This is a genomic window from Wolbachia endosymbiont of Madathamugadia hiepei, assembly GCF_013366855.1.
Lineage (GTDB): Bacteria > Pseudomonadota > Alphaproteobacteria > Rickettsiales > Anaplasmataceae > Wolbachia.
On sequence record NZ_WQMP01000069.1, the window covers coordinates 1 to 5285 of the forward strand.

4 protein-coding genes and 1 pseudogene are annotated in these 5285 nt (G+C 36.3%); all 5 read right to left on the minus strand.

What is annotated here, in order from left to right; all coding sequences use genetic code 11:
• Nucleotides 1-324 precede the first annotated feature (324 nt).
• Nucleotides 325-1776, minus strand: a complete 1452-nt coding sequence (locus GO685_RS03215) for a hypothetical protein (protein WP_175937547.1) — start codon at nucleotides 1774-1776, stop codon at nucleotides 325-327.
• Nucleotides 1777-2311: 535 nt separating this feature from the next.
• Nucleotides 2312-2854: pseudogene (rplI, locus tag GO685_RS03220) on the minus strand (50S ribosomal protein L9).
• 7 nt (nucleotides 2855-2861) lie between these two features.
• Nucleotides 2862-3137, minus strand: a complete 276-nt coding sequence (gene rpsR, locus GO685_RS03225) for a 30S ribosomal protein S18 (RefSeq protein ID WP_175937549.1) — start codon at nucleotides 3135-3137, stop codon at nucleotides 2862-2864.
• Nucleotides 3137-3910 carry a 30S ribosomal protein S6 gene (gene rpsF, locus GO685_RS05790; RefSeq protein WP_175937550.1) on the minus strand — a complete coding sequence of 258 codons (774 nt, stop codon included), beginning with the start codon at nucleotides 3908-3910 and terminating at the stop codon, nucleotides 3137-3139. The genes rpsR and rpsF overlap by 1 nt, the downstream gene beginning before the upstream one ends.
• A gap of 48 nt (nucleotides 3911-3958) precedes the next feature.
• Nucleotides 3959-5285, minus strand: a 1327-nt coding sequence (locus GO685_RS03235) for a helix-hairpin-helix domain-containing protein (protein ID WP_458695291.1), incomplete at its 5' end; no start/stop codon positions are given.

Sequence of the window (5285 nt, forward strand, 5' to 3'; positions counted from 1 at the left end):
ATATAATATGCCATTTGGTAGTTTCTCTATTTTTAGCTAAGTTAAACTACCAGTTTTTGCTACATCTTTCCTTATTTTCTCATGACAAACTTTTTTCACAGAGACTAGGATCCAGTTTTCTTCACAATTTTACCAAAAACACTCATTATTTAATGTAAAACCTACACTACTAAACCCTATGCATTTCTAGATTCCAGCGTCACGTGCTGGAATGACAAAAAAAGGAGCACTGGTACGACATCATCCTTTGTCATGCAAATAACCCATAGAATGTTATAATTCATCAAGACATCTCTATTGTCTTCTCATCTTTTCCTATTGATTTCACATGCTCCTCGATGATACTTCTTCTTGTGCCTTTCCTATTGATTCTACATGATTATCAATTTTTACACTACTACACTCACTTTTTGGTTGAGGTTCATTTTTAGCACTAACATGAGACTTTCCATTAGTTCCCGCTGGAACTTGAAAATGATCAATTGGATAATTGTGCTTGGTAGATGCTTCAGCACATTCTCTTTTTGTAATAACTTTTTCTTTAAGCTTAGTGCTAAAACCATCCGTTTTATGCCTATCAGTAGACTTAGATTCTTCATTAAAACTGCTAGCAGTACTGGGTTTATTGTTAGACGCGGTGCCCCTTCCATTAACACTGTCAACGCTTCCACTTACATTCCTGCTGCGACTAGTAGATCCTTCCATATTTCCAGAATCGAATGCCTCCCTACTCACCCCAATCTTCTTACCTGGAACTGCCTGTGGATGTGCAGCTACTGGTCTTGGTGCTGGCTGCGTTGCTTTCTTATTTTCCTGCTCTTGTTTTTCTTTCACTTCTTGCTTTGGTACCCCACTATTTCCCTTATTCATATCATAATTGTGCACAGGGCGCATAAAATTTTTCAGGGAAGCTGATAAAAGATCAAACTCTGGTTTGGTCAAAGTGATTGGTTTGGCAACACCAGATGAAAAATCAAAGAGAGAGACTGGAACGGTAGGCTTTTGTTTTGAATCTACTTTTATTTCTATGATTTCATGAACTTCTTTAGTTGCTTCTTTTTCTTTCGCTGATGTTTTTTCTTTACCTTCTTCTTTGGTTTTTTCTACTGAAGCTGTGAGCTCAACTGAAAGGAGCTCGGCAAACATCGTAATAACCGAGCCGACCACAAACATTTGAAGCTTTAGTTTCAGATCACGAAGAGCCTCGAGACTCTCCAATATTGCTGCCTCCTCTTCCTGGGATAAACCACTACCGGACAATCTCTCAAATAGTCTTTCTATCTCCTGATCGAGCTTTTGCTGGAAACTCAAATCGCGAGAGAAGATCGCCTTGATTAGCTTATTAAATTTATTCCGTAAAAACTTTACAACCGTTGCAATCCACGCCTCCTTCTCTTCTTCTTCGCGTTTTTTTATCACACTGTAGACTTGCGGATCTGTCTCTACTCCAAGCTCGCTATCCATGAAGTTGAAAAATTTAAAAAGCTTCGCCAGCAAACCTTCTATGCCACTTGTAAGATTATCCTCATTTTCCGCAGCACTCAGTTCGGCATAGGATATGATATCCTCGACTCTGTCAGAAGCTTCCTGCTCAAGCTCGAGTTGAAGTTTCTCGTGCTCGACCTCCGCTTGATTTAACTTATCAACAATTGCCTGTCTAGCGAACTCGTCTGCAGCTCCTTGGATTTCTTGCAACTCCACCTGTGAGACTAAGTCTTGCTCTCTAATCTGAGCTTTAAAGAGTGCGTTTTCGTCGTTTGAAAAACTATCAGTCATACCTTAATTAAAACCTATAATTCAATTCTACAGCACTAAATATTTAATAAGTCTTAATCGTAAAGTTGTAAATAATCTTTTATAAATTTTTATGTTATGTGTATTATAACATACATTGTACAACCTTTCAATAATATCTTCTCTATTTACCTCAAGATTCTCAACCTGTTTTAACGTCTGTCTCTTTAAATTTATCCTTGTGAGCATTGATTTTTCTTCAGCCATTACTTTTCCTTTTTCCGCGTTAAGTATTTGATATAGTATCTAATTATAGTCTGCTATGGAACATTATACAAACACATTTTTGTTTGCTGCAAAACCTACCCGCAAAACTTTGCCCAGAGCGGCTTTTGGCCGACACTTTTAACGAAAAATTTACTGATTGATTCATTATTTTATGGCTTGATCAATGGTTGTATTATCTAGGTTTTTAATAGGATATGTTAGCAATGATTCATTCGAGAAAAGATTAAAGTAGCGCAAGCAACTTCAAGTGTCAGCTACTTGGACAGGGATAGGGATGATAAAAAAGGGGTTACTTATCGTTTATGTCTTCTTGCTCTGCAGTCCGACTTTCTTGTTGCTGTGACTTTTGGCTTTGCAACTTTACCTATCTTAACCCATGCGCATCTGTTTCTGACCTTACAACATGAACAGCGACTGGTACCACTACTTCATTGTGAAGTTCTACACCCACTTGATACTCACCTAAGTTTCTTATTTTTGCTCCATTAAAGGATATTTTACGGTGATCAATCTCACACTCCTGCAACAAAGATTTTGCAATTTCTCTTGTTGTTACAGAACCAAAAATTTTGCCATCCTCGGAAGCTTGCTTTACTAACACCACAAGCTTACCAGCAAGAGACGCTGCTAGCTCTTTTGCCAAATTCAACTTTTTTATATTCTCCTCTTCCAAAAAGGAACGCTGCTCCTCCAGTTTTGCTATACTCTCCTTAGTAGCCTTAACCGCCTTCTTCTGCGGAAAAAGAAAATTGCGTGCATAGCCAGGCTTTACCTTCACAATTTCGCCTAACTTACCAAGAGTCCTTATATTTTCCTTTAAAATTACTAACATAAATTACCTAAACTTTTTTAGTACAGTAAGGAATACGAGATAAAAAACGTGCCCTTATGATTTCTAAGCGCAATTTCCTCTGCTTTTTTGCACACACACCTGTTAATCTTCTAGGTAATATTCTACCATAGTCAGAAACATATTTGGATAACAAACCCGTATTCTTATAATCTATTTCTTCATCTCCCAGCGCAGCAAGAGGACAAACTTTAGAACGCCTAAACCCAGCCCTGTTATTTACAGATACATAAGAATCATTAAAATTACTTCGTTTTCTTGTCATTATGCGCTTTGCTCCTCAATTTGTTTATTCATCATATGAGATTTACCTTCAAAAAATTTATCAACCCGAACAGATAAGTGGCGAATGATATTTTCGTTAAGCTTTACTCTACGCATAAATTCATCCATAATACTTGAAGTAGAACTTATGCACATTATACAATAATGACCACTCTTCATCTTATTTATCGGATACGCGAAGTCTAATAGACCCCAATATTCATACTTTATCAATCCTGAAGCTTCAACACTTCCCAAAAGCGCCTCTAATGCTTTACTCAATTGATTTTGATCTGTTACTTTGGAACTTGTCAAAACCTCCTGAAAAAGCTTCATTAGATGCTCTGAAATATTTTCCTTTAAAGTATTTATTGTATTGCGAATAAATGCAATCTTAGCAATTTGCTTACCACACTCTGGAAGTTTTATAAAATCTTGTGTTATTCCCAGACCTTCCAGGTCATTTTTCAATTCTTTGTTAATTTGCAACTTCACTTCTTTCAAATTTGAAAGATCTTTTTCTAATTCAACCCATAGAATTTTTGCAAAACCTTCCAAAAAATTAGAATAATCAACTAAACTTTCTTGAATGTTTTTAGCACGCACCTCTGACTCCTGTTTCGCGGGCTTGTCATTTAGAATGCCCTTAATTTGCTGATGCATAATATCTGCTTTAATGTTCTCCAACAAAACACCTAGCTCTTGGACCATTTCTTCTATTTCTTGCTGTAATAAGCCCTGTTGTGCTATAAAAGTAAATTCATAAAGATTCACTATACTTTCCTTTAATACCGGTTAAATATTTCATTATATAAAACTTTTTTATATAAGCAAGCTATTTGTATCAATTTCTATGCCTTTAATCCAGCTTAAATTGGATATCTCACAAACAGCTTGAGGGGTGATTGAATATGCACCTGGTAACAAGATACTCACTTTATGCTTTTCAAGCAGAAGTTCCAGCATGATTTTGGTTCTGCCTCCATCTTTCAGTACTGAACTTAATTCCATAGCAGCTGTTTGTGAATCTGCACATCCAGTTAACACCAACCTCTTCATTACAGAAGTGATCCTTTCCGTAAATTCAAATATATCCTTTCCTGCTAGTCTTGTCGTATTTCCCGAAGCCTCAAGATCAATTATCACAAATGTTCCGGGCGAAAATAAATTTCTTTTTTCCTCTATTATTTCGTTATTATAGAATGCTATTTCAGAAACATTATAGGGATCAGAAAGCGTGAGTATAACAAATCTTCCGCGCTCTGAAGTTCTCATACGTGCATTTAATATTACGCCAGCAGTTTTTATTGTTTTACTTTCTCCGATAAATCCAATATCTAATTTTTTCAAAAGGGCCCTAAATTTCTCAAGTGGGTGATTAGTTAAGTAAAATCCCAGCGAAAATAACTCATGTTCTAATTTTTCCTCTTCATTGAAGTCTTCCACATCCTCAAGTTTTGGCCTGAGGACATCAAGATTGCCAAACAAAACAGCTTGATTCGATTCCTTATCCTGCCTATTTTTATTTGCAAAGTAAATTAATGTGTCTATTGACTCATATAGCTGCTTTCTGTTTTGATGCACACTATCACATGCTCCAGACTTAATTAGGCTTTCTAATGCTCTTTTATTTATTATATGACCCGAATTTTGAATGAATTCCCATATGTCCTTATAAGCGCTTGAACGTGTGTTCACTATTCCTTCTGCTATAGAAAAACCAACATTACGCAAAGCAGCAATGCCGTAGCGTATGCGTTCACCCTCTATTGAAAATTCAGCTTTAGATTTGCTTATATCAGGTGAAAGAACAGAAACTCCACTGAATTTTGCAGCATGATAAAATAAATTCAGTTTGTCTCTGTCATTGATATTCAAATTCATCAAGGCTGTGAAAAATTCCAATGGATAGTTAGCTTTAAGGTAAGCTGTTTGGTAAGATATCACTGCATATGCGGCTGCGTGAGATTTATTAAATCCATAACCAGCAAATTTTGCAACAAGGTCAAAAATATAACTTGCCCTATCATAATCAACACCATTTTTCGTTGCTCCTTGGATGAAAAGTTCACGTTGTTTATCCATCTCTTCTTTGATTTTCTTACCCATAGCACGCCTCAGTAGATCTGCTTCAGCTAAGCTATATCCA

Excerpts from the sequence above, each read along its gene's own strand:
- rpsR (WP_175937549.1), bottom strand. The coding sequence starts at position 3,137 with ATGACAAGAAAACGAAGTAATTTTAATGATTCTTATGTATCTGTAAAT.
- GO685_RS03215 (WP_175937547.1), bottom strand. The coding sequence starts at position 1,776 with ATGACTGATAGTTTTTCAAACGACGAAAACGCACTCTTTAAAGCTCAG.